General features: G+C 65.7%; 23 protein-coding genes. 9 read left to right on the forward strand and 14 right to left on the reverse strand.

The annotated features are described in order from the left end of the window. Window positions 1-12: 12 nt before the first annotated feature. The 8 genes from FGU64_RS03745 to FGU64_RS03780 all read right to left on the reverse strand — a co-directional run bounded on the left by FGU64_RS03745 (window position 13) and on the right by FGU64_RS03780 (window position 6,994). Window positions 13-1,413, reverse strand: coding sequence for a pyruvate dehydrogenase complex E1 component subunit beta (locus FGU64_RS03745; protein WP_139950937.1), 1,401 nt, complete (start codon window positions 1,411-1,413; stop codon window positions 13-15). A 15-nt stretch (window positions 1,414-1,428) separates the two neighbouring features. After that, a complete protein-coding gene (pdhA, locus tag FGU64_RS03750) occupies window positions 1,429-2,466 on the reverse strand; it encodes a pyruvate dehydrogenase (acetyl-transferring) E1 component subunit alpha (protein ID WP_136353747.1) in 1,038 nt (345 codons plus the stop codon). A gap of 175 nt (window positions 2,467-2,641) precedes the next feature. Continuing rightward, window positions 2,642-2,965, reverse strand: a complete 324-nt coding sequence (locus FGU64_RS03755; protein WP_139950938.1) for a septum formation initiator family protein — start codon at window positions 2,963-2,965, stop codon at window positions 2,642-2,644. A 133-nt stretch (window positions 2,966-3,098) separates the two neighbouring features. Continuing rightward, window positions 3,099-4,373, reverse strand: coding sequence for a phosphopyruvate hydratase (eno, locus tag FGU64_RS03760; RefSeq protein ID WP_139950939.1), 1,275 nt, complete (start codon window positions 4,371-4,373; stop codon window positions 3,099-3,101). 208 nt (window positions 4,374-4,581) lie between these two features. After that, window positions 4,582-4,947 carry a PRC-barrel domain-containing protein gene (locus FGU64_RS03765; protein WP_136353743.1) on the reverse strand — a complete coding sequence of 122 codons (366 nt, stop codon included), beginning with the start codon at window positions 4,945-4,947 and terminating at the stop codon, window positions 4,582-4,584. A 71-nt stretch (window positions 4,948-5,018) separates the two neighbouring features. Beyond that, complete coding sequence (locus FGU64_RS03770; RefSeq protein ID WP_136353741.1) at window positions 5,019-5,222, reverse strand: dodecin family protein; 204 nt, start codon at window positions 5,220-5,222, stop codon at window positions 5,019-5,021. Window positions 5,223-5,297: 75 nt separating this feature from the next. Beyond that, on the reverse strand, window positions 5,298-6,131 hold the full coding sequence (kdsA, locus tag FGU64_RS03775; protein WP_139950940.1) for a 3-deoxy-8-phosphooctulonate synthase: 834 nt from the start codon (window positions 6,129-6,131) through the stop codon (window positions 5,298-5,300). Further along, window positions 6,128-6,994: a VOC family protein gene (locus FGU64_RS03780; protein ID WP_139950941.1), complete on the reverse strand. Its 867-nt coding sequence runs from the start codon at window positions 6,992-6,994 to the stop codon at window positions 6,128-6,130. Before FGU64_RS03780 ends, kdsA begins: the two co-directional genes overlap by 4 nt. A gap of 622 nt (window positions 6,995-7,616) precedes the next feature. Between FGU64_RS03780 and FGU64_RS03785 the strand changes: the two genes are divergently transcribed. Next, the gene (locus tag FGU64_RS03785; protein WP_230978643.1) at window positions 7,617-9,086 is read left to right on the forward strand and encodes an NCS1 family nucleobase:cation symporter-1; all 1,470 of its coding nucleotides are present in this window, start codon (window positions 7,617-7,619) and stop codon (window positions 9,084-9,086) included. 42 nt (window positions 9,087-9,128) lie between these two features. Here FGU64_RS03785 and FGU64_RS03790 read toward each other — a convergent pair whose 3' ends face one another. The 5 genes from FGU64_RS03790 to tpiA form a co-directional block, all read right to left on the reverse strand. Continuing rightward, a complete protein-coding gene (locus FGU64_RS03790) occupies window positions 9,129-9,674 on the reverse strand; it encodes a DUF1697 domain-containing protein (RefSeq protein WP_139950942.1) in 546 nt (181 codons plus the stop codon). Between the two features lie 16 nt (window positions 9,675-9,690). Continuing rightward, entirely contained in the window at window positions 9,691-11,319 is a 1,629-nt protein-coding gene (locus FGU64_RS03795; protein WP_139950943.1) for a CTP synthase, read from the reverse strand. 136 nt (window positions 11,320-11,455) lie between these two features. Continuing rightward, window positions 11,456-12,565, reverse strand: a complete 1,110-nt coding sequence (locus FGU64_RS03800; protein WP_139950944.1) for a L,D-transpeptidase — start codon at window positions 12,563-12,565, stop codon at window positions 11,456-11,458. Window positions 12,566-12,778: 213 nt separating this feature from the next. Continuing rightward, the gene (gene secG / locus FGU64_RS03805) at window positions 12,779-13,321 is read right to left on the reverse strand and encodes a preprotein translocase subunit SecG (RefSeq protein ID WP_139950945.1); all 543 of its coding nucleotides are present in this window, start codon (window positions 13,319-13,321) and stop codon (window positions 12,779-12,781) included. Between the two features lie 149 nt (window positions 13,322-13,470). Continuing rightward, window positions 13,471-14,235, reverse strand: a complete 765-nt coding sequence (gene tpiA / locus FGU64_RS03810) for a triose-phosphate isomerase (protein ID WP_139950946.1) — start codon at window positions 14,233-14,235, stop codon at window positions 13,471-13,473. 122 nt (window positions 14,236-14,357) lie between these two features. Between tpiA and FGU64_RS03815 the strand changes: the two genes are divergently transcribed. From FGU64_RS03815 to lexA, 6 genes are all read left to right on the forward strand, one after another. Next, on the forward strand, window positions 14,358-16,244 hold the full coding sequence (locus FGU64_RS03815) for a peptidyl-prolyl cis-trans isomerase (protein ID WP_139950947.1): 1,887 nt from the start codon (window positions 14,358-14,360) through the stop codon (window positions 16,242-16,244). Beyond that, a complete protein-coding gene (gene trpD / locus FGU64_RS03820; RefSeq protein ID WP_139950948.1) occupies window positions 16,241-17,251 on the forward strand; it encodes an anthranilate phosphoribosyltransferase in 1,011 nt (336 codons plus the stop codon). The genes FGU64_RS03815 and trpD overlap by 4 nt, the downstream gene beginning before the upstream one ends. Window positions 17,252-17,254: 3 nt before the next feature. Then, on the forward strand, window positions 17,255-18,070 hold the full coding sequence (gene trpC / locus FGU64_RS03825; RefSeq protein WP_139950949.1) for an indole-3-glycerol phosphate synthase TrpC: 816 nt from the start codon (window positions 17,255-17,257) through the stop codon (window positions 18,068-18,070). A gap of 2 nt (window positions 18,071-18,072) precedes the next feature. After that, window positions 18,073-18,579: a cyclic pyranopterin monophosphate synthase MoaC gene (gene moaC, locus FGU64_RS03830; RefSeq protein ID WP_139950950.1), complete on the forward strand. Its 507-nt coding sequence runs from the start codon at window positions 18,073-18,075 to the stop codon at window positions 18,577-18,579. Beyond that, on the forward strand, window positions 18,576-19,781 hold the full coding sequence (gene glp / locus FGU64_RS03835) for a gephyrin-like molybdotransferase Glp (RefSeq protein WP_139950951.1): 1,206 nt from the start codon (window positions 18,576-18,578) through the stop codon (window positions 19,779-19,781). Before moaC ends, glp begins: the two co-directional genes overlap by 4 nt. Before the next feature lie 114 nt (window positions 19,782-19,895). After that, window positions 19,896-20,633, forward strand: a complete 738-nt coding sequence (lexA, locus tag FGU64_RS03840) for a transcriptional repressor LexA (protein WP_139950952.1) — start codon at window positions 19,896-19,898, stop codon at window positions 20,631-20,633. A 22-nt stretch (window positions 20,634-20,655) separates the two neighbouring features. Here lexA and FGU64_RS03845 read toward each other — a convergent pair whose 3' ends face one another. After that, window positions 20,656-23,241, reverse strand: a complete 2,586-nt coding sequence (locus tag FGU64_RS03845; RefSeq protein WP_139950953.1) for a ComEC/Rec2 family competence protein — start codon at window positions 23,239-23,241, stop codon at window positions 20,656-20,658. Between the two features lie 96 nt (window positions 23,242-23,337). Here FGU64_RS03845 and gltX point away from each other — a divergent pair, with 96 nt between their 5' ends. Further along, on the forward strand, window positions 23,338-24,759 hold the full coding sequence (gene gltX / locus FGU64_RS03850; RefSeq protein WP_139950954.1) for a glutamate--tRNA ligase: 1,422 nt from the start codon (window positions 23,338-23,340) through the stop codon (window positions 24,757-24,759). Window positions 24,760-24,944: 185 nt separating this feature from the next. Continuing rightward, window positions 24,945-26,273: a citrate synthase gene (gene gltA, locus FGU64_RS03855; protein ID WP_139950955.1), complete on the forward strand. Its 1,329-nt coding sequence runs from the start codon at window positions 24,945-24,947 to the stop codon at window positions 26,271-26,273. Window positions 26,274-26,277: the final 4 nt, after the last annotated feature.

Here is a 26,277-nt window from a genome sequence, read left to right on the forward strand (position 1 = left end):
CTCCCGGCCGGCTCAGCGATAGGTGACGGCTTTGACCGCCTCGACGACCTCGCCGACATTCGGCAAGGCCAGCTTTTCGAGATTGGCCGCGTAAGGCATCGGCACGTCCTTGCCGGCGACGGTGATGACCGGCGCGTCGAGATAGTCGAAGGCCTGGCGCGACACCTGGTTGGCGATGAAGTCGCCGACCGAGGACTGCGGGAAGCCTTCCTCCACCGTCACCAGCCGATTGGTCTTCTTCACCGAGGCGATGACCGTTTCGAGGTCCATCGGCCGGATGGTGCGCAGGTCGATGATCTCGGCGTCGATGCCCATCTTGGCCAGTTCCGCCTCGGCCTTGACCGCATAGGTCATGCCGATGCCCCACGAGACGATGGTGACGTCCTTGCCCGCCTTGTGGATGCGCGCCTTGCCGATCGGCAGCACGAAATCGTCCAGCTTCGGCACGTCGAAGGAGTGGCCGTAGAGGATCTCGTTCTCAAGGAAGATGACCGGGTTCGGATCGCGGATCGCCGCCTTCAACAAGCCCTTGGCGTCGGCGGCGCTGTAGGGCACCACCACCTTGAGACCGGGAATATGGCTGTACCAGGCGGCGTAGTCCTGGCTGTGCTGGGCCGCCACGCGGGCGGCCGCGCCGTTCGGGCCGCGGAAAACGATCGGCGCGCCCATCTGGCCGCCCGACATATAAAGCGTCTTGGCCGCCGAATTGACGATCTGGTCGATCGCCTGCATGGCGAAGTTGAAGGTCATGAACTCGACGATCGGCTTCAGGCCGGTCATCGCAGCACCCACCCCGACGCCGGCGAAGCCGTGCTCGGTGATCGGCGTGTCGACGACGCGCTCGGCACCGAACTCCTGCAACAGCCCTTGCGTGATCTTGTAGGCGCCCTGGTACTCGGCGACCTCCTCGCCCATGACGAAAACGTCGGGATCGCGACGCATCTCCTCGGCCATGGCGTCGCGCAACGCTTCGCGAACGGTGGTCGAGACCATCTCGGTGCCAGCCGGAATGTCGGGATCGGCGGCAGCTTCCGCCTTCGGCGCGGCGGGCACGGGCGCGGCCGCATCGCTGGCCGATGCCTCGGCAGCCTTCGGCGCCGGCTCCTCGGCCTTCGCGGGCGCCTCCGCCTTGGCGGGAGCGGCAGCCTTGCCGATGTCGCCGGCGGTCTCGCCGTCCTGCAACAGCACGGCGATCGGCGTGTTGACCTTGACGCCCTCGGTGCCGGCGGCGATCAGGATCTTGCCCAGCGTGCCCTCGTCGACGGCCTCGACTTCCATGGTCGCCTTGTCCGTCTCGATCTCGGCGATGACATCGCCGGGCGCGACCTTGTCGCCCTCGTTCTTCACCCACTTGGCGAGATTGCCCTCTTCCATCGTCGGCGAGAGCGCAGGCATCAGAATTTCGATCGGCATATCCTAGCCCTCCCCTTACAGCGTGATGTCGGTCCAGAGCTCGGACGCGTCCGGCTCGGGATCGGTCTGGGCGAAGTCGGCCGCGTCGGCGACGATGTCGCGCACCTCCTTGTCGACAGCCTTCAGCTCGTCCTCGCTCGCCCACTTCTTCTCCGTGAGCCGCGCCTTCACCTGCTCGATCGGGTCGTGCTCGGAGCGCATCTTCTGCACTTCTTCCTTCGAGCGGTATTTGGCCGGATCGGACATGGAGTGGCCGCGATAGCGGTAGGTGTTCATCTCGAGGATGATCGGGCCGTTGCCCGAGCGGCACCATTCCGTCGCCATGTCGCTGGCCGACTTCACCGCCCGCACGTCCATGCCGTCCACCTTGATGCCGGGGATCCTGAAGGACGCACCGCGATGCGAGAAATCCGTCTCGGCCGAGGAACGGGTCACCGAAGTGCCCATGGCGTAGCGGTTGTTCTCGATGACATAGATCACCGGCAGCTTCCACAACGAGGCCATGTTGAAGCTCTCGTAGACCTGGCCCTGGTTGGCGGCGCCGTCACCGAAATAGGTGACCGAGACGTTCTTGTTGCCGCGATACTTGTTGGCGAAGGCGAGCCCGGTGCCCAGCGACACCTGCGCGCCGACGATGCCGTGGCCACCGTAGAAATTCTTCTCCTTGGAGAACATGTGCATGGAGCCGCCCTTGCCCTTGGAGTAGCCCCCGCGGCGGCCCGTCAGCTCGGCCATCACACCGCGCGGGCTCATGTCCATGGCAAGCATATGGCCGTGGTCGCGATAGGCGGTGATCATCTGGTCGCCCTCGACGAGCGCCATCTTGATGCCGGTGACGACGGCCTCCTGACCGATGTAGAGATGGCAGAAGCCGCCGATGAAGCCCATGCCGTAGAGCTGGCCGGCCTTTTCCTCGAAGCGGCGGATCAACAGCATGCCGCGATAGGCGTCGAGTTCCTGTTGCTTGGTGAAGTCTGCCGGCTTCGGGGTCGTCAGCGCCGATTTGCTGTCGGCTTTCGATTTGGCAGGCGCTTTCCTGGCGGCGGTAGCCATCAATCACTCCCTGTTGGCGTCTCTTTGCGGACTGCGGAGGAGTGTCTCGCCTCCCCGTCGATTGAGGACACGCTAACATGCAATTTAGACGTTCGCCAATGCGGAAAAATGCATGGCTGTCATGCGACTAAACGGTTAAAATCATTGGAACTTAGCAAGATTAACCGGAATTCGGTTAATTACCCGAACCCGGCAACATGACCGTCACTTCGTCAGGATGCGAGACGTTCAGGGCGCGCCGCGCCTGTTCGTCCAGCATGTCCTTCTCGAGCGTGCCGTCGTGCAGAAGCTGCACCCGCCGCTCCAGTTCGATGCGTTGCCCCTTTATGGCAGCGACCTGCGCCTGCAGATCGGCCACCTGAGCCTGCATCCGGTATCGGGAATAGATGCCGAATTCGCCATGATAAGCATGAAAGCCGAAATAGGCCAAGACCACCGCGCACAATGTCGGCACGATGAGCCGACCGGTGTTCCGCTGCTTGTGCTGGCGTGTCCACATGACCCTGGTTCTCATCCCTCCCTTGTCGCAGATTCTTGCTTAATGGACGGTTACGGATGCCGGGATCACGCGCCCCGGCCAAAAAGAAAAGGCGGCAAAGCCGCCCTTTCCTCCGAGTTCCGGAACAGGCCGTTTAGCCCTTGAGGATCGACGTGCCGGCATAGCGCGCCTGGCCGCCCAGTTCCTCCTCGATGCGGATCAACTGGTTGTACTTGGCGATGCGGTCGGAGCGCGACAGCGAGCCGGTCTTGATCTGCCCGCAATTGGTGGCGACGGCGAGGTCGGCGATGGTCGAATCCTCCGTCTCGCCGGAACGGTGCGACATCACCGCCGTATAGGCCGCCTTGTGCGCCGTCTCGACGGCGTCGAGGGTTTCCGACAGCGAGCCGATCTGGTTCACCTTGACCAGGATGGAATTGGCAACGCCCATGCGGATGCCGTCGCGCAGGCGCGCCGAATTGGTGACGAACAGGTCGTCGCCGACAAGCTGGACCTTCTTGCCGATGAGGTCGGTGAGAACCTTCCAGCCCTCCCAGTCGTCCTCGGCCATGCCATCCTCGATGGAGATGATCGGATAGTCGCCCGCCAGTTTCGCGAGATACTTCGCCTGCGCCTTGGGATCGCGCGTCTTCTTCTCGCCCTCGTAGACGTAAGCGCCGCCCTTGAAGAACTCGGTCGAAGCGCAGTCGAGGCCGAGCGCGATCTCCTCGCCCGGCTTGTAGCCGGCCTTCTCGATGGACTCCATGATGAAGTCGAGCGCCTGCGGCGCGCTCTTCAGGTTCGGCGCGAAGCCGCCCTCGTCACCGACATTGGTGTTGTGGCCGGCATCCTTCAGCCGCTTCTTCAGCGTGTGGAACACTTCCGAGCCCCAGCGAACCGCCTCGCGCAGGCTTGACGCGCCGACCGGCATGATCATGAATTCCTGAAAATCGATCGGATTGTCGGCATGGGCGCCGCCGTTGATGATGTTCATCATCGGCACCGGCAGCACATGCGCGCCGGCGCCGCCGACATAGCGGTAGAGCGGCAGGCCGGCGGCTTCGGACGCCGCCTTCGCCACGGCCAGCGAAACGCCGAGGATGGCGTTGGCGCCGAGCCGGCTCTTGTTGGGCGTGCCGTCCAGCTCGATCATCGTCTGGTCGATGTGAAGCTGGTTCTCCGCGTCCATGCCGCCGATCGCCTCGAACAGCTCGCCGTTCACCGCCTCGACGGCGCGCTCGACTCCCTTGCCGAGATAGCGCGGGCCGCCGTCGCGCAGCTCGACCGCCTCATGCGCGCCGGTGGAGGCGCCGGAGGGAACCGCAGCCCGGCCCATCGAGCCGTCTTCCAGCACGACATCGACCTCGACGGTCGGATTGCCACGGCTGTCCAGGATTTCACGGCCCACGATATCGACGATGGCGGTCATTGGATGGTCCTCACGGCAATGGGTTGGAACGCGCCCGTCTTAGCCAAAGCGTCGCAAAACGCAATCGGCGGGCGCAAATAATGGAGGTCGTTAGAAAGTTCCCGGGAAGATACGGCATGGGTCGAACGGGCTCCAGATGCAGGAAAGGCCCCGCATACCGCAGGGCCTTTCCAGTATCGCTCATCGCCAGACGGCGTGGATAAGACGGTCAATGCCAATAAGGCTGGACGCCGTAATAGCTGTAGGATTCGTCACGCGCCGTCTCGCCGTCGCCGGCCGTCAGTTCGTTGATCGAATGCGCGGGTGCGGCCTTGAGCTGTTCCTTGGAGAAGGGGACGACATAACCGCCCCTGTCCTTGTCGTAGTCAAGCGTGGACCACGGCACGGCATGATACTTCTCGCCCATGCCCAGGAAGCCGCCGAAACCGACGACCGCGAACATGATGCCGTTGGACATCTTGTCCAGCATCACGTCCTCGATTTCGCCGATGGATTCGCCGGCCGTGTTGTAGACGGACGTGCCGATCACGCGCGAGGCGGCAATGGCTTCGGTATGTCCGGTAGGGGTGGTCATGGCAGTCTCCTCGTTGTCGTTGAACATGCAGCGACAATGAGGGGCGTGGCCGAAAGTTCCGCCCTTTCCGATCACTCCTCGAGGACGAAGGTCACTTTCATATTGACGCGGTAGGCGACGATCTTGCCGTCGGCGACCTCGACCTTCTGTTCCTGCACCCAGGCGCCCTTGACGTTCTTCAAGGTCTTGCTGGCGCGCTCGACACCTTTCTCCAATGCGTCCTGGAAGCTGACTTTCGACGACGAGGTGATCTCGGTGACGCGGGCGACGGACATGGTTTGCTCCTGCTGTTCGCTGAACCCCCGTGGTCAGCCTATAGCTCGCGCTCGCCCGTCACAAGGCGGTTGGGGTCACGCCTTCGCTATCCGGTCCAGCGCCATCAGCCTTTCGAGCAACGCCGGCATGTCCTTCAGCGACACCATGTTCGGGCCGTCCGAGGATGTGGAATTGTCAGGGTCGTCATGAGTCTCGATGAACACGCCGGCGACGCCGACTGCGACGGCGGCGGAGGCAAGCGTCTTCACGAATCGCCGCTCGCCGCCAGAGGAGCCCCCCTGCCCGCCCGGTTGCTGCACGGAATGTGTCGCGTCGAAGATCACCGGCGCTCCGAACTCCGCCATTATCGGCAGGGCGCGAAAATCCGACACCAGCGTGTTGTAGCCGAACGACGCGCCGCGCTCGGTTGCCAGCACGTTGGGATTGCCGGAATCGACCACCTTGGCGATGACGTTCTTCATATCCCATGGCGCGAGAAACTGACCTTTCTTGACGTTGACCACCTTGCCGGTTTTGGCGGCCGCCACCAGCATGTCGGTCTGGCGCGACAGAAAGGCCGGGATCTGCAATACATCGACCACCTCGGCGACGATGGAGCATTGTTCGGCAGTGTGGACGTCGGTCAGGATCGGCAGGCCGAACTCCTTCCTGAGATCGGCGAAGACCGGCAGCGAGGCGTCGAGGCCGGCACCGCGCGTGGCGCCCAACGAGGTGCGGTTGGCCTTGTCGTAGCTCGATTTGTAGACCAGCCCGATACCGAGCTTTTCCGTCATTTCCTTCAGCGCGCCCGCCATGTCGAAGGCGTGCTGGCGCGATTCGAGCTGACATGGGCCGGCAATCAACGCCAGCGGCGCGTTGTTGTCGAAGCGGACATTGCCGACGGTGACGGTAGGGTTCGGCTGGTTCATGCGGATTCCTCGAAGACGAAGGCTGCGCCCTGCCCCAATGCAGGAGGGACAATGAGGCTTGCGCCGCTGAAATGGTGATCGATGCCGGCTTCGGCAAGGCGCCGCGCCAGTCCCTTCACGTCCGACGCGGCAAAGACGATTGCCGCGAACCGCAGCGACGAAGACTTCGCGGCCAGGCCGAAGCGGCGTTCAAAGGCATTCGGCTCGATCAGAGACAGACGCGCATTGGGCAGTTCGAGGCTGGCGCCTGTAGCCCTGTCGACCACGGCATCGGCGGCCTCGGCGAGCAGACGCAGTTTGCCCCGGATATCGTCGCTGACACCCACCACCTCACGGATGGCGGATACGCCGTTGGCGTGCGTCTGCAATGCCGTACGGTCGACCTTCGGCACGTTGGCGCGTTCGCAGGCAAAGGTGAAAGCGTCGGCCATGTCGGGCGCAGCCGCAAAGGCGAGGCGGAAAGACGCCGTATCCTGTTTGCCGGATGAATCGAAGAAAGGTCGTGAAAAATCGAGCCGTTGGCCAGCGGAAATATCTGCCGCCACATAGCGCTCATGGTCGGCGTCGGCATCGTCGGTGCCGAATACGACGGCCGAAAAGCCTTCGTCGCCGTTGCGGGTGCGAAAGGTGCGGTCGCGGCCGACGAAGACGTTGCCGGCATCGGCCGCCTGCCCTGCCGTGTCGACATCGCCGATCGCCAGCGGTTCCAGGAAGGTGCCGCCACCGAAATAGACGCAGCAATTGATCGTGCCGAACGGATGGGTGCCCTGCGGCGCCACCGTGAACCCCAGCGCACCGAGCCGTGCCCGCGCGGTTTCGAGATCGCGCGTGGGAAGAACCAGATGGTCGAGTGGATGGGTCATGGGTGGTTCCGTGTGCACGAAGTGCCAGCTCTGTTCAAGAGGTGCCGTCGCCACGCTGCCTTTCGGCCCTGGCCATTGAGTCGGGAGGCGGGGCGCGAGGCCGTGCCTTCTATTGTATAGTACGTGGCGCGATCCTCGCGCCCCGCCCGGTGTGTTCGACGTCCAGTCGACCCTCATACACCCAGTCCGTCGTACCGCAATGCGGCTTCGGGCGTGTGCGCGTCATTCTCCGCTCCCCTTGAGACTCGCGTTTCCGCCGGGGTCGGGCCTGTCGGACGCTCCCCGGCATCCGGGAACCGATCCCCGTCCGCCAAGGCCACCGCCGTCTCCGCCTGATACCCGGTGCGCACCAGGTCCCGCCGGAAACGGTGGATCGAGTATGCGTGAGATGGGAGGCAGGGGGATAAAGTGCGGGCAGATTTTTTCCCTAAGCCCCGCCTTTCGCCCTGATGGCGAACGGGCGAGAGCGCGGCAGGACTTTTCCACAAGCCTATAGGCCCGCTCCGCATTGAATATCTTTAAGGTGAAAGGGCCTTAATAAATCGGTTCCGCTTCCCTAAGGTGAGGCGTACCTTTCCGTTTGCGCGGCCCACGCTGCCGCGCGACCAGAAGGGGACCGCTTATGACGACCACCGACATGATACCGGGGGCATCCCCCGGTCTTTACAACGAAGACCTCGCCCCGGCGAAGGAACGCAATTGGGGGCCGTTTTCCATCTTCAACGTATGGACGTCCGACGTCCACAGCCTTTGGGGCTACTATCTCGCGGCCAGCCTGTTCCTGTTCTGCGGCGGCTTCGTCAATTTCATCGTCGCCATCGGCGTCGGCTCGCTGATCATCTATTTCCTCATGAACCTGGTCGGCTATGCCGGCGTCAAGACCGGCGTGCCCTACCCCGTTCTGGCGCGCGCCTCGTTCGGCATCTGGGGCGCCAACATTCCGGCGCTGGTGCGCGCCATCGTCGCCTGCTTCTGGTACGGCGCGCAGACGGCGGCGGCCTCCGGCGCCATCGTGGCGCTGCTCACCCGCACGCAATGGTTCGCGGACTTCCACGCCAACAACCATATGCTCGGTCACTCGACGCTCGACGTGATCTGCTTCCTGGTGATGTGGGGCCTGCAACTGCTCATCATCAGCAAGGGCATGGAGACGGTGCGCCGCTTCCAGGACTGGGCCGGCCCGGCGGTGTGGATCATGATGCTGATCCTCGCCATCTATCTGTGCGTCAAGGCCGGCACCTTCGCCGTCACCAGCGACATTCCCATGGACGTGCTCCTTGACAAGACGAAGGACGCAGGCGTGCCCGGCACGCCGGGTTCGTTCGGCTCGCTCGCGGCCGTCGCGGCGATCTGGGTGACGTATTTCGCGGCCCTTTACCTGAACTTCTGCGACTTCGCCCGCTACGCTCCCGACAAGGCGGCACTGCGCAAGGGCAACCTGTGGGGCCTGCCGATCAACCTGATCCTGTTCTCGCTGGTCGCCGGCGTCACCACCATCGCGGCCTGGGACGTCTACCACGAGGTGCTGCTGCATCCCGACCAGATCTCGGCCAAGTTCGACAACTGGTTCCTGGCGGCCCTTGCCGCGCTGACCTTCGCGGTGGCGACACTGGGCATCAACGTGGTCGCGAACTTCGTCTCGCCCGCCTTCGACTTCTCCAACGTCTTCCCGCGGCAGATCAACTTCAAGCGGGGCGGCTACATCGCGGCTCTGATCGCGCTCGTGCTCTATCCCTTCTCGCCGTGGGACGGCAGCGCGGCGAGCTTCGTCAACACCATCGGCGCGACGATGGGGCCGATCTTCGGCATCATGATGGTGGACTACTACCTGATCCGCAAAGGCGAGCTGGACGTCGTCGGCCTCTACAAGGAGGACGGCGAGTTCCGCTTCCAGAACGGCTGGCACGTCAACGCCTTCATCGCGGCGATCATCGGCGCGATCTTTTCCTCGATCCTGCCGAACTTCACCGACTGGCTGCCGGCCTGGTGGGGTGTCTACGGCTGGTTCTTCGGTGTCGCCATCGCCGGCGTCGTCTATTACGTGCTGCGCACGGCGGCACTGGGCGCCGGCGCCAAGGCGGCGAGGGCCTGAGGCTCGTTCACAACGACGGAAGGGCGGCTCCGGCCGCCCTTTTCATTTGCCTGAAAGCATCCGCGCCAGGTTGCGCACCGTGTTCCAGTTGCGCGAAGTGCCGATGCCGAGGCGCTTGTGGTTCATGGCCGCCAGCAGCCGCGAATTGGGCGCGGTACGCGAGAAGACGATCCACGGATCGCCGTTGACGACGGCGAATTTTTCGTCTGGGGACACGGCCTGTCTCAGCCTGTCTTCGGCGTCGGCAGGAACCGGGCTGCGCATGACGCGCACCGCAACCTGATCCGGCGTGGCGTTGGCTTCCTCGGGAAAAGGATTGGCGGCGGCCAGCGCCAACCAGCCGGCGGCGTCCCGCACGATGATGTCGACATGCCGGCCGAAGGTCTTGGGAAAAGCCGCCTCCAGACGGTTTTCCAGATCCGCAATCGCCGTATCCCGCGCGTCGAAGACAAGATTGCCGCTGGAGACGAGCGTGCGGACATTCTCGTAGCCGAGGCCTTCGGCCATGGCACGAAGATCGGCCATCACCACCCGCTTCTGCGGCGTCAGGACGATGCTGTAGAGAAGCGCGACGTAGGTCCGGCTCATACGGCTCGCAGCCGGCCTACACCAGCCGGCTCTGCTCCACCGCCGCCGCGATGAACGAGGCGAACAGCGGGTGCGGCTCCAGCGGCCGGCTCTTCAGCTCGGGATGGTACTGCACGCCGATGAACCACGGATGGTCGGCATATTCGACCGTCTCCGGCAGCACGCCGTCCGGCGACATGCCGGCGAACACCAGCCCGCATTCCTCCAGCCGCTGCTTGTAGTCGATGTTGACCTCGTAGCGGTGGCGGTGACGCTCGGAAATCTCGGTGTCGCCATAGATGTCGGCGATCCTGGAACCGGGCGAAAGCCGCGCCTCGTAGGCGCCGAGCCGCATCGTGCCGCCAAGGTCGCCGGCCGCCTTGCGCTTCTCCAGCATGTTGCCCTTCAGCCATTCGGTCATCAGGCCAACCACCGGCTCCTTGGCCGGGCCGAACTCGGTCGAGGAAGCGTTCTCGATGCCGGCCAGCGAACGCGCCGCCTCGATGCAGGCCATCTGCATGCCGAAGCAGATGCCGAAATACGGCACCTTGCGCTCGCGTGCGAACTTGGCCGCGAGAATCTTGCCCTCCGAGCCGCGCTCGCCGAAGCCGCCGGGCACGAGGATGCCATGCACCTTCTCGAGATAGGGCGCGGGATCTTCCTTCTCGAAGATCTCGCTCTCGATCCAGTCGAGCTTGACCTTGACGTGATTGGCCAGGCCGCCGTGCGACAGGGCCTCGATCAGCGACTTGTAGGCGTCCTTGAGGCCCGTGTACTTGCCGACGACGGCGATGGTGACCTCGCCTTCGGGATTGTGGATGCGCTGCGACACGCCCTGCCACGGCTCCAGGCGCGGCTTCGGCGCCGGATCGATGCCGAAGGCGGCCAGCACCTCACCGTCGAGGCCTTCCTTGTGATAGGCCATCGGCACGTCGTAGATGTGGCCGACGTCGAGCGCCTGGATGACGGCCGATTCGCGCACGTTGCAGAACAGGGAAAGCTTGCGCCGCTCCTCCTTCGGGATCGGCCGGTCGGCGCGCACCAGAAGGATGTCGGGCGCGATGCCGATGCCGCGCAGTTCCTTGACCGAATGCTGCGTCGGCTTGGTCTTCAGCTCGCCGGCGGTCGGAATGTAGGGCATCAGGGTCAGATGCACGTAGACGGCGTTGTTGCGCGGCAGGTCGTTGCCGAGCTGGCGGATCGCCTCGAGGAACGGCATCGCCTCGATGTCGCCGGCGGTGCCGCCGATCTCGCACAGCACGAAATCGTAATCGTCGTTGCCATCGAGAACGAAATTCTTGATCTCGTCGGTGACGTGCGGGATCACTTGTACGGTCGCGCCGAGATAATCGCCGCGCCGTTCCTTCTCGATGATGTTCTTGTAGATGCGGCCGGTGGTGATGTTGTCCTGGCGGTTGGCCGAGCGGCCGGTGAAGCGCTCGTAATGGCCGAGGTCGAGGTCCGTCTCGGCGCCGTCGTCGGTGACGAACACCTCGCCGTGTTGATAGGGCGACATGGTGCCCGGATCGACGTTGAGATAGGGGTCGAGCTTCTTCAGGCGGCAACGATAGCCGCGCGCCTGCAACAGGGCTCCGAGAGCCGCCGAGGCAATGCCTTTTCCAAGGGAAGAAACCACGCCGCCGGTGATGAAAACATATCGCGCCATGGGAGTCGGTGCTTAACGCGGCCGGAACGATTCCGCCAGAGGAAAAACCGCCGCTTGAGGTTTTTCCCGGCACTGTCGAATGAGCAAAACAAAAGGGCCGGCTGTTCACCGGCCCTTGTCGCAGTTTTTCCGTTGCCTAAAGGATGACCACCTTGGTGCCCATCTTCACGCGACGGTAGAGATCCATGACGTGCTCGTTGATCATGCGGAAGCAGCCGTTCGAGGCGCTGGTGCCGATAGTCTGCGGCGCAATGGTGCCGTGGATGCGCAGATGCGTGTCCGTCTTGCCCTGGTAGAGGTAGATGGCGCGCGCGCCGAGCGGATTCTCGCCGCCGCCGGGCATGCCGTCCTTGTACTTGCCGTAATGGCTGGGTTCGCGCTCCTGCATTTCCTTCGTCGGAATCCAGCGCGGCCATTCCTGCTTGTCGCCGACGGTCGTTGTGCCCTTGAACTGCAGGCCTTCCTTGCCGACGGCAATGGCGTAGCGGCGCGCCTTGAAGGCCGATTCCACCAGGTAGAGCCGCCGCTCGGTGGTGTTGATGACGATGGTGCCCGGCTCATAGCCCGAAAAGTCTACCTCCTGCGGCACGAATTCCGGCTTCACCTTGAACGGCTTCTTGGCCTGCTTCTTGGCCAGCGCCGCGTCCAGCGCGCGGGTTTCCGGCAGGTAGGAGATCGAGGAGGCCGACGAGCCGCCGAACAGGCCGGCGAACAGGCCGCCCGAAGACCGGGGCGTCGTTGCCGTCGATTCGGAACGCAGTTCGCCGTTGTTGCCGGTCAGCGCGACGTTCATCGCCTCCGCCGGCAGGGCTTCTTCGGCTTCCTGGATGGTCTCGGCCGGACGCGCGGACTCGACCTTGGCCGTCTTCTTCTCGGCCTTCACCGCTTTTTCGGTCGTGTTCTGGTTCTTGCCGGCAAGAAACGCTTCGCGTCGGGCATCGGCCCGCGCTTTGGCCGCCTCGCGCATGGCCTGCTTCCGGGCTTCGAGTGCCTTGACCTTCGCTTCAGCCCGCTCGGCCTTGATCTGCTTTTCCAGTTCCTCAATACGGGCGAGATCCGCGTCGGTCGGCTTCTTCTTCTTTTTCAGCTGCTTCAGTTCCGCGGTCGGGCTTTTCGCCGCGACCTGCACGACATCGCTCTGCGATGCGGCCTGAGGAGCCGTGGAGGACGGCATGGCCGCGTAAGCGGGCGCGCCGACAAAAAGCGCGGCCGCAAAGCCGGCAAAAATGAAGCTGCGAAGCTGCATGACGAAAAATCCGATCAGATATGCGTGTTGCCCACGGCATAGCCCCGCCTCCCCCGCGAGGGAGCCGATCTGCCGCAGGCAAGCTATAGTCGAATCAGCGGACGGCGCTCAAGCGCGCCGGTCCGCCATACCCGTTCGAATCTTTGTGATAACGCGGCATTTGCCGCGACTGTGTTCAAACGACAACAGATTTCGGCAGGCTGATATAAACCGTTACTGGTTGGGAACCTGCGGCGCGGCCGGCTTCATGGCGCCGCCGTCGTTGGCCGGAGCCTCGGTCGCCGGAGCGGCGGGAGCCTGCGGTGCCATCGTGGGCGCGTTCGCCTGCGGCTCGGCCGGGGCGGCCGGAGCCGGCGCGGTGGTGGCGGAACCGCCGTCGGTCGGCGGCGTCGCCTGGTTGGCGGGCGCGGCCGGAGCCGTCGATCCGGGCAACTGGTCGAGCACGCCCTTGCCGCCACCGTTCTGGCCGCCGCTGCTCTGGCCCGAGCCGTCCTGGCTGGCGGCCGGCAGCCGGTCGAGGATGTCGATGGGCTTTTCGCCGTAACGGGCGACCATGGACAGGATCAGCGAGGTGGCGAAGAAGATCGTCGCCAGGATCGCCGTCGCGCGCGTCAGCGCGTTGGCGGCGCCGCGCGCCGTCATGAAACCGGAACCGCCGCCGATGCCGAGCCCACCGCCTTCGGAGCGTTGCAGCAGCACCACGCCGACAAGCGCGAGCACGACCATGAGATGGACGACGATCAGTACGGTTTCCATTATCTATCCCGGTAAGGCGTCCGGCCTGCGCGAACGCAGCCGCTCGATTGGAGGCGGCTCAATACAATGCTTTCGTGGCATTTCCAAGCCCGTGCCCCGAATATGGGGCCGTCGGGCGGCTTTGCAACCGCGCGGGCCGCTGGATGGGCTCAGACGGCCTGATAGGATTCCGCGATGCCGAGGAAATCGGCGGCCTTGAGGCTGGCCCCGCCGACCAGCGCGCCGTCGACATTGGCGACCGACAGCAGTTCGCGCGCATTGGACGGTTTCACCGAGCCGCCGTATAGGATGCGGATCTTCGCCGCGGCCGGCCCCAACTTCTCCACCAGCCGCGCCCGGATGTGCGCATGCGCTTCGGCGACGTCGGCGGCGGTCGGCGTCAGCCCCGTGCCGATCGCCCAGACCGGCTCATAGGCGAGAACCGTGTTGGCGGCGGTGGCGCTCACCGGTACCGATCCGGCGATCTGGCGCGACAGCACGTCGAGCGTGGCGCCGGCTTCGCGTTCGGCGCGCGTCTCGCCGATGCAGATGATGGCGACGAGACCCGCCCGCCAGGCCGCGGCCGCCTTGGCGTGCACCGTCGCGTCGTCCTCGCCATGGTCGGCGCGGCGCTCCGAATGGCCGACGATGACGTGGCTGGCGCCGGCGTCCTTCAGCATCTCGGCGGAAATGTCGCCGGTATGGGCGCCGCTCTCCTCGGCATGGCAATCCTCGCCGCCGACATGGACGGGCGTGCGCGACAGGATTTCCGCCGCCCGCGTGAGCAGCGTGGCCGGCACGCAAACCAGCGCTTCCGTCTCGGCATCCAGGCCGCTCATGAAGCCGTTGCCGATCATCAGAAGCTGGTTCAGCGAGGCGCCGGTGCCGTTCATCTTCCAGTTGCCGGCGACGAGCGGGCGGATTCCGGGTGTCATGGGCTGTTGTCTCCGATGGCCGTTTGCCGAGCGTCCTCACTACCAAAAACAGGTCACAAAGCAATCGACACTGGAAAGGAAGGACGCTATTGCGCTTGGCGACAGGCAATTTGGACGGCATCATGCTCGGAACTTTGAGAAACGCGGCAGGAACCTGGGTAGCCAAGACCCTGCTGTCGATCCTGGTCCTCAGCTTCGCGGTCTGGGGCATCTCCGGCCGCATAGCGGGCGTCGCCGGCCACGAGTCGGTCATCACCGCCGGCGGCACCTCCGTTTCGGTGACCGAATACCGCCTCACCTACGACCGCCAGATCAACGCCATGTCGCAGCAGTTCGGCCAGCGGCTGACGCGCGACCAGGCGAAGGCGCTTGGCATCGACAACCAGGTTCTGGCGCAGCTCGTCTCCGGCGCCGTGCTCGACGAGCAGGCGCGCAAGATGAGCCTCGGCCTTTCCAAGGACCGGCTGGCCGAACTGACCCGCGAGGACCCCGCCTTCCGGGGACAGAACGGCCAGTTCGACCGGCAGATGTTCGAATATGTGCTGCGGCAGGTCGGCATGCGGCCGGAGGATTACCTGAAGAACCGCGGCCAGGTCGCCGTGCGCCAGCAGATCGTCGAAGCCGTTTCCGACGGGCTGAAGGCCCCCGACACCTTCCTCAAGGCCGTGGCGCTCTATCGCGGCGAAGACCGCACGATCGACTACCTCTCGCTGCCGAAGTCGATGGTCGAGCCGATCGAGGCCCCGAGCGACGACGTGCTGAAGGCCTATTTCGAGGAAAACAGGAAGACCTATGCGGCTCCCGAATACCGCAAGTTCTCCTATGTCCGCCTCGAGCCCGAGGACATCATGGACCTGAGCTCGGTCAGCGACAGCCAAGTCCAGGAAGACTACGAGAAGAACAAGGAGCGCTATACGTCGCCGGAAACCCGCACGATCGAGCAGCTGGTGTTCAAGACGCCCGAGGAGGCCCAGGCGGCGCTCGATTCGCTCAAGGCCGGCGGCACTTTCGACAAGCTCGCGACGGCGCAGGGCAAGAACGAGGCCGACACCTTGCTCGGCACCCTGTCGAAGGACAAGATCGCAGACAAGGCAGTCGCCGACGCGGCTTTCGCGCTCGGCCTCAACCAGGTCAGCGGCGTCGTCCAGGGCAGCTTCGGCCCGGTGCTGCTGCGCGTTACCGCCATTACGCCGGAAGTCGTCAAGCCGCTTGCCGAGGTCTCGGATGAAATCCGCAAGCAGATCGCGCTCGGCGAGGCCAACCGCATCCTGCTCGACGTGCACGATTCCTACGAGGACGCCCGCGCCGGCGGCGCGACCTTGCAGGAGGCCGCCGACAAGCTGAAGCTCAAGGTCGTCACCGTCGACGCCGTCGACCGCGCCGGCCAGCGGCCGGACGGCAGCGTCATCAAGGACCTGCCGGAATCGGCCGCCCTCATCCGCGCCGTCTTCGACGCCGAAGCGGGCATCGAGAACGACGGACTGACCACGGCGAACAACGGCTACCTGTTCTACGAGGTCGTCTCGGTGACCCCCGCCCGCGACCGTACGCTGGACGAGGTACGCCAGAAGGTCGCCGCCGACTGGACGGCCGAGGAAACCACCAAGCGGCTCTCCGCCAAGGCGGCCGAGCTGGAAAAGCGGCTCAAGGACGGCACGTCGCTCGACGCGCTGGCAACCGAACTGAAGCTGGAAAAGCAGACCAAGCGCGGGTTGAAGCGCGAGGCCGACGACGCCGACTTCGGCAAGGCGGGTGCCGCCATCATGTTCGGCGTCGGTGAAGGCGGCACCGGCATCGTGCCCTCCCCGACCGGCGACGGCGAGATCCTGTTCAAGGTCGCCGAGGTGTTCGAGCCGGCAGGCGCCGATGCCAGCTCCGTTCCGGAAGACGCGCAGAAATCCTTCGCCGGCGGCCTTTCGGACGATCTGCTCGATGAGCTCGTGGCGCAATTGCAGACGCAGTACGACGTGCGCATCGACCAGGTCGCCGTCGAACAGGCGCAGCAATGAGCGCGCTGAAGCCGCATATCGCCAAGATTGCGGCAGGCACCCCGCTCACCTTCGCCGAGGCGCGCGAGGCTTTCGACATCATCATGTCGGGCGACGCGACCCCGGGCCAGATCGGCGGCTTCCTGATGGCGCTCAGGGCGCGCGGCGAGACCGTGGACGAGATTTCAGGCGCCGTCGCCACCATGCGCGACAAGATGCTGCGCGTTACGGCGCCCGCCGGCGCGGTCGACATCGTCGGCACCGGCGGCGACGGCTCGCACAGTGTCAACATCTCCACCGCCTCGGCCTTCGTCGTCGCCGCCTGCGGCGTGCCGGTGGCCAAGCACGGCAACCGCGGCCTGTCCTCATTGACCGGAACCGCCGACGTGCTGACGGCGCTCGGTGTCAAATTGGATCAGCCTCCGGAAGAGATCGGCCGTTGCGTCGGCAAGGCAGGGATCGGCTTCATGTTCGCGCCGAACCATCATCCGGCCATGAAGCATGTCGGGCCGATCAGGGTTGAACTCGGCACCCGCACCATCTTCAATTTGCTCGGTCCCCTGACCAACCCGGCCGGTGTCGCCCGACAGCTTGTCGGCGTCTTCGCACCGGAATGGGTGGAGCCGGTGGCCGAGACCCTTAAGGCGCTTGGTTCCGATCATGTCTGGGTCGTCCATGGCGATGGCTACGACGAGATCACCACGACGGGCGAGACGCATGTCGCCGAACTGGCGAACGGCGAAATCCGCACCTTCACGCTGACGCCGGAGGAATTCGGCCTGTCGCGCCACACCAAGGACGAGTTGCGCGGCGGCGACGCGGCCTACAATGCAGAGGCCCTGCGCGGCGTGCTCTCGGGCAAGCCGGGCGCCTATCGCGACACCGTGCTAATGAATGCCGGCGCCGGCCTCGTCGTCGCCGGCAAGGCGGCGACACTGCAAGACGGCATCGCCGAGGCCGCCGCGGCTATCGACGCCGGCAAGGCGCATGCCGTGCTGGAAAAGCTGGTCAAGGTGTCGAACGAATAGGCCATGACCGACATCCTGAAAAAGATCGAAGCCTATAAGCTGGACGAGATCGCCGCCGCCAAAGCGCGCCTGCCGCTGGCCGAGGTCAAGGCGCGGGCGAAGGACGCCGACGCCCCACGCGGCTTTCGCGCGGCACTCGAGCGCAAGCGCGCGCAAGGCCGCTTCGCGCTGATCGCCGAAGTGAAGAAGGCGAGCCCGTCGAAAGGCCTGATCCGCGCCGACTTCGACCCGCCGGCGCTGGCCCGCGCCTACGAAGCCGGCGGCGGCGCCTGCCTGTCGGTGCTGACCGACGCGCCCTCCTTCCAGGGCGCGCCGGAATTTTTGGCCGCCGCTCGCGCGGCGACCGCCCTGCCCGCCTTGCGCAAGGATTTCCTGTTCGATCCCTATCAGGTCTACGAGGCGCGCGCCTGGGGCGCCGACGCCATCCTCATCATCATGGCCTGCGTCGACGACGCCATGGCGCGCGCGCTGGAGGATGCGGCGACCGAGCTTGGCATGGACGCGCTGATCGAGGTGCATGACGAGGCCGAGACCGAGCGGGCGCTGAAACTGTCGTCCCGCCTGATCGGCATCAACAACCGCAACCTGCGTACTTTCGAGACGACGCTGGAAACCTCCGAGCGGCTGGCGAAGCTGGTGCCGGCCGACCGGCTGCTTGTCGGCGAAAGCGGCATCTTCACCCATGCCGATTGCCGGAGGCTGGAGAAGGTGGGCATAGGCACCTTCCTCGTCGGTGAAAGCCTGATGCGGCAGCCCGACGTGACGGCGGCAACCCGCGCCTTGCTCGGCCTCGATGCCGCGATGGCGGCGCAGGCCTGACCATGAGCGGCGCTTCCGGCCTCACCCATATCGGCGCCCGGGGCGAGGCGCATATGGTCGACGTCGGCGCCAAGGCCGAGACTGAGCGCACGGCGGTCGCCGAAGGCTTCGTCTCGATGAAGCGCGAGACGCTGGCGACCATCGTGGCCGGCAACGCGAAAAAGGGCGACGTGCTGGGCACGGCGCGCATTGCCGGCATCATGGCCGCCAAGAAGACGCACGAACTGATCCCGCTCTGCCATCCGCTGCTTCTGACCAAGGTTTCGGTGGACATCGAACCGGTCGAGGCGCTGCCCGGCCTGAAGGTGACGGCGCTGGCGCGCGTCACCGGCAAGACGGGCGTCGAGATGGAGGCGCTGACCGCCGCGTCCGTCGCCTGCCTGACCATCTACGACATGGCCAAGGCGGTCGACCGCGCCATGACGATTTCCGGCATCAGGCTGGTCGAGAAGACCGGCGGCAAGTCCGGCAGCTACAAAGCTGACGAAGACGGGACAGCAGGCCGATGACGCTGGTGCCTGTCGCGGAAGCGCTGACCCGCCTGCTCGACGGCGTCGAGCCGCTGCCGGCAGAAAGCGTGGCCCTGCACGAAGCCCATGACCGCGTTCTGGCCGAGCCGGTCGTGGCCCTGCGCACGCAGCCGCCGTTCGACGCATCGGCCATGGACGGCTACGCCACCCGCGCCGCCGACGTCGCCACCGCCCCTGCCCGGCTGACGGTGATCGGCGCCGCCCCGGCCGGGCGCGCGTTCGACGGCACGGTCGGGCCGGGCCAGGCGGTGCGCGTCTTCACCGGCGCGCCGCTGCCGGCCGGCGCCGACACCATCGTCATTCAGGAAAACGTGCGCGCTCTCGGCGACGGCGCGATAGAGGTGCTGGAGCCCACCGCCGCCGAGCGCAACATCCGTCGTGCCGGGCTGGATTTCCGCGAAGGCGACCTGCTTCTGGAAAAAGGGCGCTTGCTCGATCCGGCGGCACTGTCGCTCGCCGCATCCGCCAACCACCCGCGTCTTGAGGTGGTGCGCCGCCCGCTGGTCGCCATCATCGCCACCGGCGACGAACTGGTGGCACCCGGAGACGCCCTCGGCCCCGACCAGATCATCTCCTCCAATGCCTATGGCGTCGCCGCCGCCGCCGCTTCGGTGGGCGCTACGGCGCTCGACCTCGGCATCGCCGCCGACCGCAAGGAGGCCATCGCGGCGCTGGTCCGACAAGCCGTCGCGGCGGGCGCCGACGTCATCGTCACGCTGGGCGGTGCTTCCGTCGGCGACCACGATCTCGTCCACGACGTGCTGACCGGCGAAGGCATGACGCTGGATTTCTGGAAGATCGCCATGCGCCCCGGCAAGCCGCTGATGTTCGGCCGCATGGGCGCCATCCGCTGCATCGGCCTGCCCGGCAATCCGGTCGCCAGCCTGGTGTGCTCGCAGCTTTTCGTAAAACCACTTCTGGCGAAGCTCGGCGGCCGTCCCTTCGCGCAAGATATCCGAATCGCCCACCTCGGCGCCGCGATGCGGGAGAACGACCGCCGCGAGGACTATGTCAGGGCGGTCGTGCGCGAGGACGACGGGCGTCTTGTTGCCACGCCCTTCGGCATCCAGGATTCCTCGATGCTGCGCAAGCTGGCCGACGCCAACGGCCTGATCGTGCGCGCGCCGCATGCGCCGGCCGCCGCCGAGGGTGACGCCTGCCCGGTGCTGATGCTGCGCTGAACAAATCGTCAAGGCATTCATGAAACTTTAAACGGTTGCGGAACACAACTGGAACAGATAGTGTTTGTTCCGGGTTTGTTTTCCGATTCTGTTTCGAGCGCCTGGGGGTCCGCCATGCTGACACGCAAGCAACACGAGCTTCTCCTGTTCATCCATGAAAGGCTGAAGGAGAGCGGCATCCCGCCGTCCTTCGACGAGATGAAGGAAGCGCTGGACCTTGCCTCCAAGTCCGGTATCCACCGGCTCATTACGGCGCTGGAGGAGCGCGGCTTCATCCGCCGGCTGCGGAATCGGGCGCGTGCGCTGGAAGTGCTGCGGCTGCCCGATTCCATCGCGCCGGGCCTCAACGCGGCGAGGAAGTTTTCGCCGGGCGTCATCCAGGGCGGCCTCGGGCAAGGCGGTCCGGGCGCCGGACGACCCGCCAGGGAAGCGCAGCGCCTGCATGCCGCCGGCAATGACGACGCCGGTTCGGCAGTGTCGATCCCCGTCATGGGCCGGATCGCGGCCGGCGTGCCGATCGCCGCGATCGAACACAGGACTCATTCCATCACCGTCCCCCCCGAGATGATTTCCGGCGGCGAGCACTACGCGCTCGAGGTGAAGGGCGATTCGATGATCGAGGCCGGCATTTTCGACGGCGACACCGTCATCATCAAGAACGCCAATACGGCGACGCCGGGCGAGATCGTCGTGGCCATCGTCGACGACGAGGAGGCGACGCTGAAGCGCTTCCGTCGCAAGGGCGCCTCGATCGCGCTGGAGGCCGCCAACCCGGCCTACGAAACCCGTATCTTCGGCCCTGACCGTGTTTCGGTGCGCGGCAAGCTGGTCGGCCTGATCCGGCGGTATTGAGGGAGCAGCGGCACCGACGCCGTCATCCCGGCCGTGAGCCTGTCCTCCGCCGCTGCTGTTTCTTGTTGCCGGTCTTGCGCTGATACGGCATCAGTCCCCTCGCCTCGCGCGAAAAGGCGCGTTGGGCATGCCATGGGCGATAGTTTTCCTCGACGGCGAAACCGACCTGCGGCGGCCGGTCGGCCGCGACCGGATCGAACGTAATGGCCGCGCTGCCGGAGCGCGCCAGGTCGCTGGCGGTGACGACCGCAACGGGTAGCTTCCGACAGGGATTTTTCGCGGTCGCGTCGGCGATGACGATCAGCGCCGCATAGGCGCAGGCCGGCCGCGCGTCGTCGGCGTTCTGCGCCCACACGACGATAGCGCCGGACGTGTGGCGGGCGACACAGAGCTTGCCCGCGCACAGGAACGGCGTTCCGGACGGCAGATCGAGCGCGGCGTCGGTGGTGACGAAGCGCATGTCCTTGCCTTTGAGCGCCTCGGGTTTCACCAGCGTCTCGGCGTCGAGCGCGCGCCGCCAGTTGTCTGAGGTGAATTCGTTCGGCCGCGCCCGGTTGATGGCGAGTTCGCCGCCGCCGATGGGCAGCGCCACCAGCCGCGCATCCTCGGAAACCAGCACGTCCGGTGTCCTGACTTGATGGATCGTCACCAGCCCGGCCAGCGCAAAGGGCAGCGCCGCCAGCCTGAGCCACGTCGTCGTCATGGTGGCGATCACCAGCGCAACGGTGACCAGCAAGACCGACTGGACAGACACCAGCCCGACGGCGTCGAGCGGCGAGCGCTCGGCGATCCAGCCGGAAATCGCGATCATCGCCGCCAGCCCCTTGCCCATGACGTAGAGAAACGGCCAGTCCGCTCCGAACGGCATGGCTAGCGCGGCAAACACGGCGAACGGCATCACCAGCACCGAGACGATCGGCATCACGGCCAGGTTGGCGAAAAGGCTGAGCGGCGACACGCGCTGGAAATGCCACATGGCATAGAGGGTCGTGGCACTGCCGGCGACGATGGACGTCACCGCCAGGGCGGCGGTCGCGGCCACCATCCGGTGCACGACGGCGCCCGGCCATGAACGGTTCGGCGGCGGCGTCCGGTCGCCGCGCGCTGCACGCCTGTCGCTCCAGCCGGCATAGGCGCCGACAAGGGCCGCGGTGGCGGCGAAAGACATCTGGAAGCTCGGCCCGACCACCTCGTGCGGCGACACGACGATGACGGCGATCGCCGAGATCGCGAGGTTGCGCATGGTGAGCGCCGCCCGGTCGAACAGCACAGCCGTCAGCATCACCGCCAGCATGATGAAGCTGCGCTCGGCGGCAACCACCACGCCTGAGATGAACAGATAGGCCGCAATGGCGAACAAGGCCGCGCCCGCCGCATATTTCTTCACCGGGCGGCGCGAGGAAAAATTCGGAAACAGCGCGAAGGCGCCGCGCAACAGGGCCATCACCGTGCCGGCCACCAGCGCCATGTGCAGGCCGGAAATCGAAATGATGTGGTAGATGCCGGTCTTGCGCATCGCCTCGTTGATGGATTCGGGGATGCCGGCGCGCACACCCACCATGAGCGCGGCGGCGATCTCGCCCTCCGGTCCGCCGATGGCGGCGCGGATGCGCTCGGCGATGGCATCGCGCGCGCGTTCCACCATCCCCGGCAGGTGCGCGGCGAGCGATGCCGGCACCGCTTTCTCCAGCTTCGGGTTGGTGAGGAAGAAACCGCTGGCGCCGATGCCGGCGAAATAGCTTTCGAAGGAAAAGTCGTAGCTGTCCGGCCGCACAGGTCCGGTCGGCGGCAACAGCCGGACGAAGCCGCTCACCGTATCGCCGGCCACCAGCCCGGCAGGCACGGCGCGCGCCGAAAGGCGCACGCGCGCCGGCTGGTAGCGCAGCGTCGGGCGCCGGGTGGAGAGGACATCGAGGGTGAGACGCATCCGCCCGCTGGCCATGGCGTCGATGGCGACGACGCGGCCCGTCAGCCGTGTCGACACCTCTGCGCCGAGCATCTGGGTCGAGGCGCGCCAGGTCTCGACCTTCGCGCACAACACCCCCAGCGCCACCAGCAGCGCGGCCGCCAGCGCCAGTTGCAGGCGGGGACGCGGGCGCGCCAGCAGCACCGCCACGACAAGGGCAACGGCGCAGGCGATCGGCTGGACAAAGCCGGGCTCGGCGGCGAGCGAGAAGTAAAAGATCGCGCCGCCGGAGAGGAACACCGGCACCAGCAGGAAGGCAACGCCACGATCGAGTTCCGTCGCGGCCGCTGCCGCCAAACCGGCAACCGCGCCACGCGGCGAGGGAATGCGCGCCAACCGGCGAGCCTGTCGCCGGATGGACGGCAAGCGGACAGATGGCATCCGCCATGGCGAAACCGGGAGCTCTCCCGCCCCCTGATCGCCAACCGCAGGCCGATCTGCCGTGGCTTCGTCACCAACTATAGAGCGCCACAGTGCGGCATCCGGTTTCACCGGATTGTCGGATCGGCCGGGAAAAGCTGATTCCAAAGCAGGATCGCCGCCGGCTGACAGGTGCGCAGCCGGCGATGCAAACAGCGCCCGTTCATTGACGCCGTCCGTTTCGCCTCTCCCGCGCTCCGTTCCCCGGTCCCGCCCGGCCATCGGCCCTGCCCCTTGCGCCGTGGACCTCCTATGCTACATGAACGCGCGGCGCGGGAAAGTCCGGCGCCGCATCCGCACAAAGCCCGAGCTTTCTCCATGTCCGACACGGTCGTCACCCGCTTCGCCCCCTCGCCCACCGGCTTCCTGCACATAGGCGGCGCGCGCACGGCGCTGTTCAACTGGCTCTATGCCCGCCACACCGGCGGCAAGATGCTTTTGCGCATCGAGGACACCGACCGCGAGCGCTCGACCGAGGCGGCGACCGCCGCCATCCTCGATGGCCTGAGCTGGCTCGGCCTGACATGGGACGGCGACGCCGTTTCCCAGTTCCAGCGCGCCGCGCGTCACCGCGAGGTCGCCGAGGAGCTGGTCCGCGCCGGCAAGGCCTACTACGCCTACGAGACGCCGGAGGAATTGACGGCGATGCGCGAGGCGGCGCGGGCACAGGGCCTGCCGCCCCGCTACAACGGCCAGTGGCGCGACCGCGACCCGGCAGACGCACCGAAGGGCGTGCCGGGTGCGGTACGCATCAAGGCGCCGCGCGAGGGCGAGACCGTGGTGCACGACCTCGTGCAGGGCGAGGTGCGCTTCCCCAACAAGGACCTCGACGATCTCATCATCCTGCGCTCGGACGGCGTGCCGACCTACATGCACGCCGTCGTGGTGGATGACCACGACATGGGCGTCACCCACATCATCCGCGGCGACGACCATCTCACCAACGCCGCGCGCCAGACCGCCATCTACGAGGCGATGGGCTGGGCGGTGCCGAAGATGGCGCATATCCCGCTCATCCACGGCGCCGATGGCGCCAAGCTCTCCAAGCGCCACGGGGCACTCGGCGTCGAGGCCTATCGCGCCATGGGCTACCTGCCGGAAGCGCTGCTCAACTACCTCGCCCGGCTTGGCTGGAGCCATGGCGACGACGAGGTGATGTCGATCGCCGACATGATTTCCTGGTTCAACATCGTCGATGTCAACAAGGGCGCGGCGCGCTTCGACTTCGCCAAGCTGGAGGCGCTGAACGGCGTCCACATGCGTGCCATGGACGACGCGGCGCTGACGAAGATCCTGATTAAGACGCTGCCGCACCTGCCCTACGGCGAGGCGCTGGCGGACAGGCTGGACGACAAGACCAGGGCACAGCTCCTCCAGGCCATGCCCGGCCTCAAGGAGCGTGCCAAGACGCTGGTGGAACTGGCCGACAGCGCCTGGTTCATCGTCGCCGACCGGCCGCTCACGCTGGACGAGAAGGCCGCCGCGATCCTCGATGCCGATGCCAGGGGCATCCTGAAGGCCGTCCTGCCCGGCTTGCAGGCGCTTGGCGACTGGAGCGCGGCGAATGCCGAGCAGGCGGTGCGCGTCTATGCCGAACAGGCGGGACTCAAGCTCGGCAAGGTGGCGCAGCCGCTGCGGGCCGCTCTCACCGGCCGTTCGACCTCGCCGGGCGTCTTCGACGTGCTGGCGGTGCTGGGACGCGACGAAAGTCTTGCCCGCATTTCCGATCAAATCGATTGATGCCGAACTGGCACAAGAAGTTTAACATTGAAAGGAGCGTTTTGCGGTGCAACATTAGGCGGGGACCCAGATAAGGGCCAGCCATCCAGATGCGATTGCGCTGCACGCTTTTCCGATCATTCGGCGGGTTGCTGCGATGCGGAATTCGCCTTGCCGCCCGGTGAGGAAACGATAAGGAGTTTGTGATGCCCGAAGCTGCGACGAAACTGGAATTCGACGGCAAGAACCAGCCGTCGTCCGCCAAGCTCGAATTCGACGGCAAGACGCATGAGCTGAGCGTGCGAAGCGGCACCGTCGGTCCCGACGTCATCGATATCGGCAAGCTTTACGCCACCACCGGCGCCTTCACCTACGATCCGGGCTTCACCTCCACGGCGAGCTGCGAATCGGCCATCACCTATATCGACGGCGACGCCGGCATCCTCTTGCACCGCGGCTATCCCATCGACCAGCTCGCCGAGCACGGCGATTTCCTCGAGGTCTGCTACCTGCTGCTCTACGGCGAACTGCCGACCAAGGCGCAGAAGGACGATTTCGACTATCGCGTCACGCGCCACACCATGGTGCACGAGCAGATGTCGAAGTTCTTCTCCGGCTTCCGCCGCGACGCGCACCCGATGGCGGTGATGTGCGGCGTCGTCGGCGCGCTGTCGGCTTTCTACCACGACTCGACCGACATCTCCGATCCGTACCAGCGCATGGTCGCCTCCATGCGCCTGATCGCCAAGATGCCGACGATCGCGGCGATGGCCTACAAGTACCACATCGGCCAGCCCTTCGTTTACCCGAAGAACGACCTCTCCTTCGCCGCCAACTTCCTGCATATGTGCTTTGCCGTGCCGTGCGAGGAATACAAGGTCAATCCGGTGCTGGCGCGCGCCATGGAGCGCATCTTCATCCTGCACGCCGACCACGAGCAGAACGCCTCGACCTCGACGGTGCGGCTCGCCGGCTCGTCGGGCGCCAACCCCTTCGCCTGCATCGCCGCCGGCATCGCCTGCCTGTGGGGTCCGGCGCATGGCGGCGCCAACGAGGCGGCGCTGAACATGCTGGCCGAGATCGGCCATGTCGACCACATCCCCGAATTCATCGCCCGCGCCAAGGACAAGAACGACCCGTTCCGCCTGATGGGCTTCGGCCACCGCGTCTACAAGAACTACGATCCGCGCGCCAAGATCATGCAGAAGACGGCGCATGAGGTGCTGGGCGAACTCGGCATCAAGGACGATCCGCTGCTCGACATCGCCATGGAGCTGGAAAAGATCGCCCTGACGGACGAGTACTTCATCGAAAAGAAGCTCTACCCGAACGTCGACTTCTATTCCGGCATCACGCTGAAGGCTCTCGGCTTCCCCACCACCATGTTCACCGTGCTGTTCGCGGTCGCGCGCACCGTCGGCTGGATCGCCCAGTGGAAGGAAATGATCGAGGATCCGCACCAGAAGATCGGCCGCCCGCGCCAGCTCTATGTCGGCGCGACCGAGCGCGACTACGTGCCGATTGCGAAAAGGTAAGGGA

The sequence above is a fragment of the Mesorhizobium sp. 8 genome (assembly GCF_006351905.1).
Lineage (GTDB): Bacteria > Pseudomonadota > Alphaproteobacteria > Rhizobiales > Rhizobiaceae > Mesorhizobium > Mesorhizobium composti.

Bases quoted from the DNA above. Each gene is read 5' to 3' on its own strand.
- FGU64_RS03745 (WP_139950937.1), bottom strand. From the start codon at position 1,413: ATGCCGATCGAAATTCTGATGCCTGCGCTCTCGCCGACGATGGAAGAG.
- pdhA (WP_136353747.1), bottom strand. From the start codon at position 2,466: ATGGCTACCGCCGCCAGGAAAGCGCCTGCCAAATCGAAAGCCGACAGC.
- FGU64_RS03755 (WP_139950938.1), bottom strand. From the start codon at position 2,965: ATGTGGACACGCCAGCACAAGCAGCGGAACACCGGTCGGCTCATCGTG.
- eno (WP_139950939.1), bottom strand. From the start codon at position 4,373: ATGACCGCCATCGTCGATATCGTGGGCCGTGAAATCCTGGACAGCCGT.
- FGU64_RS03765 (WP_136353743.1), bottom strand. From the start codon at position 4,947: ATGACCACCCCTACCGGACATACCGAAGCCATTGCCGCCTCGCGCGTG.
- FGU64_RS03770 (WP_136353741.1), bottom strand. From the start codon at position 5,222: ATGTCCGTCGCCCGCGTCACCGAGATCACCTCGTCGTCGAAAGTCAGC.
- kdsA (WP_139950940.1), bottom strand. From the start codon at position 6,131: ATGAACCAGCCGAACCCTACCGTCACCGTCGGCAATGTCCGCTTCGAC.
- FGU64_RS03780 (WP_139950941.1), bottom strand. From the start codon at position 6,994: ATGACCCATCCACTCGACCATCTGGTTCTTCCCACGCGCGATCTCGAA.
- FGU64_RS03785 (WP_230978643.1), top strand. From the start codon at position 7,617: ATGACGACCACCGACATGATACCGGGGGCATCCCCCGGTCTTTACAAC.
- FGU64_RS03790 (WP_139950942.1), bottom strand. From the start codon at position 9,674: ATGAGCCGGACCTACGTCGCGCTTCTCTACAGCATCGTCCTGACGCCG.
- FGU64_RS03795 (WP_139950943.1), bottom strand. From the start codon at position 11,319: ATGGCGCGATATGTTTTCATCACCGGCGGCGTGGTTTCTTCCCTTGGA.
- FGU64_RS03800 (WP_139950944.1), bottom strand. From the start codon at position 12,565: ATGCAGCTTCGCAGCTTCATTTTTGCCGGCTTTGCGGCCGCGCTTTTT.
- secG (WP_139950945.1), bottom strand. From the start codon at position 13,321: ATGGAAACCGTACTGATCGTCGTCCATCTCATGGTCGTGCTCGCGCTT.
- tpiA (WP_139950946.1), bottom strand. From the start codon at position 14,235: ATGACACCCGGAATCCGCCCGCTCGTCGCCGGCAACTGGAAGATGAAC.
- FGU64_RS03815 (WP_139950947.1), top strand. From the start codon at position 14,358: ATGCTCGGAACTTTGAGAAACGCGGCAGGAACCTGGGTAGCCAAGACC.
- trpD (WP_139950948.1), top strand. From the start codon at position 16,241: ATGAGCGCGCTGAAGCCGCATATCGCCAAGATTGCGGCAGGCACCCCG.
- trpC (WP_139950949.1), top strand. From the start codon at position 17,255: ATGACCGACATCCTGAAAAAGATCGAAGCCTATAAGCTGGACGAGATC.
- moaC (WP_139950950.1), top strand. From the start codon at position 18,073: ATGAGCGGCGCTTCCGGCCTCACCCATATCGGCGCCCGGGGCGAGGCG.
- glp (WP_139950951.1), top strand. From the start codon at position 18,576: ATGACGCTGGTGCCTGTCGCGGAAGCGCTGACCCGCCTGCTCGACGGC.
- lexA (WP_139950952.1), top strand. From the start codon at position 19,896: ATGCTGACACGCAAGCAACACGAGCTTCTCCTGTTCATCCATGAAAGG.
- FGU64_RS03845 (WP_139950953.1), bottom strand. From the start codon at position 23,241: ATGGCCGGGCGGGACCGGGGAACGGAGCGCGGGAGAGGCGAAACGGAC.
- gltX (WP_139950954.1), top strand. From the start codon at position 23,338: ATGTCCGACACGGTCGTCACCCGCTTCGCCCCCTCGCCCACCGGCTTC.
- gltA (WP_139950955.1), top strand. From the start codon at position 24,945: ATGCCCGAAGCTGCGACGAAACTGGAATTCGACGGCAAGAACCAGCCG.